Origin of the sequence: Mycobacterium sp. E3298 (genome assembly GCF_001666895.1) — a bacterium.
Taxonomy (GTDB): domain Bacteria; phylum Actinomycetota; class Actinomycetes; order Mycobacteriales; family Mycobacteriaceae; genus Mycobacterium.
Genome location: NZ_LZJB01000366.1, coordinates 1 through 1005 on the forward strand (window position 1 = coordinate 1; position 1005 = coordinate 1005).

The 1005-nt window shown below is 72.1% G+C and carries 2 protein-coding genes; both read left to right on the forward strand.

The genetic code is table 11. The annotated features are described in order from the left end of the window. On the forward strand, window positions 1–68 hold a 68-nt coding region (locus A9X05_RS31145; RefSeq protein ID WP_156736784.1), incomplete at its 5' end, for a DUF2613 domain-containing protein. A 43-nt stretch (window positions 69–111) separates the two neighbouring features. Next, the coding region (locus tag A9X05_RS16950) for an alpha-(1->3)-arabinofuranosyltransferase family protein (protein ID WP_197499099.1) at window positions 112–1005 on the forward strand (894 nt) is incomplete at its 3' end.

The following is a 1005-nucleotide window of genomic DNA, read 5'->3' on the forward strand; positions in this document are numbered from 1 at the left end:
CGCCACTCCCCGGGGGCGATCCGCAGTCGTCAGTGCTCAACCGGGTCGAGTACGGCAACCGTAGCTAGCGGCGCAGCCGGGCGCGGCGGGTCACCGTCGCCGAGTTCAGCGGTGCGGGCGGCGGTAGTCACCTCCTCGTCGGCCGCGCCCGTGTCGCGCCGGTGGCTATGGCTGGTCGGGGCGATCGCCCTGCTGTTGACCTTCGCCCAATCCCCGGGCCGGGTCTCCCCCGACACCAAACTCGACCTCACCGCCAACCCCCTGCGCTTCCTCGCCCGCGCCACCAACCTGTGGAACAGCGAGCTGCCGTTCGGGCAGGCGCAGAACCAGGCCTACGGGTATCTCTTCCCGCACGGCACCTTCTTCGCGATCGGCCATCTGCTCTCGGTGCCCGGGTGGGTCACCCAGCGGCTGTGGTGGGCGCTGCTGCTCACCGTCGGCTTCTGGGGGCTGTTGCGGGTCGCCGAGGCGCTCGGCATCGGCAGCCCCGCGTCGCGGGTGATCGGCGCCGCCGCGTTCGCGCTGTCGCCGCGGGTGCTGACCACCCTGGGGTCCATCTCGTCGGAAACCCTGCCGATGATGCTGGCGCCGTGGGTGCTGCTGCCGACGATCCTGGCGTTGCGCGCGTCGGGCGACCGGTCGGTGCGAGCGCTCGCCGCGCAGGCCGGTCTGGCCGTGGCGTTGATGGGCGCGGTCAACGCGATCGCCACGCTGGCCGGCTGCCTGCCCGCGGTGATCTGGTGGGCGTGCCACCGGCCCAACCGGCTGTGGTGGCGCTACACCGGGTGGTGGTTGCTGGCGCTCTTCCTGGCGATGCTGTGGTGGCTGGTGGCGCTGGTGATGCTGCGAGCCATCAGCCCACCCTTCCTGGACTTCATCGAATCCTCCGGTGTGACGACGCAGTGGTCGTCGCTCACGGAGATCCTGCGCGGCACCGACAGCTGGACCCCGTACGTGGCGCCGACCGCGACCGCCGGTGCGCCGCTGGTGACCGGGTCGGCGGCC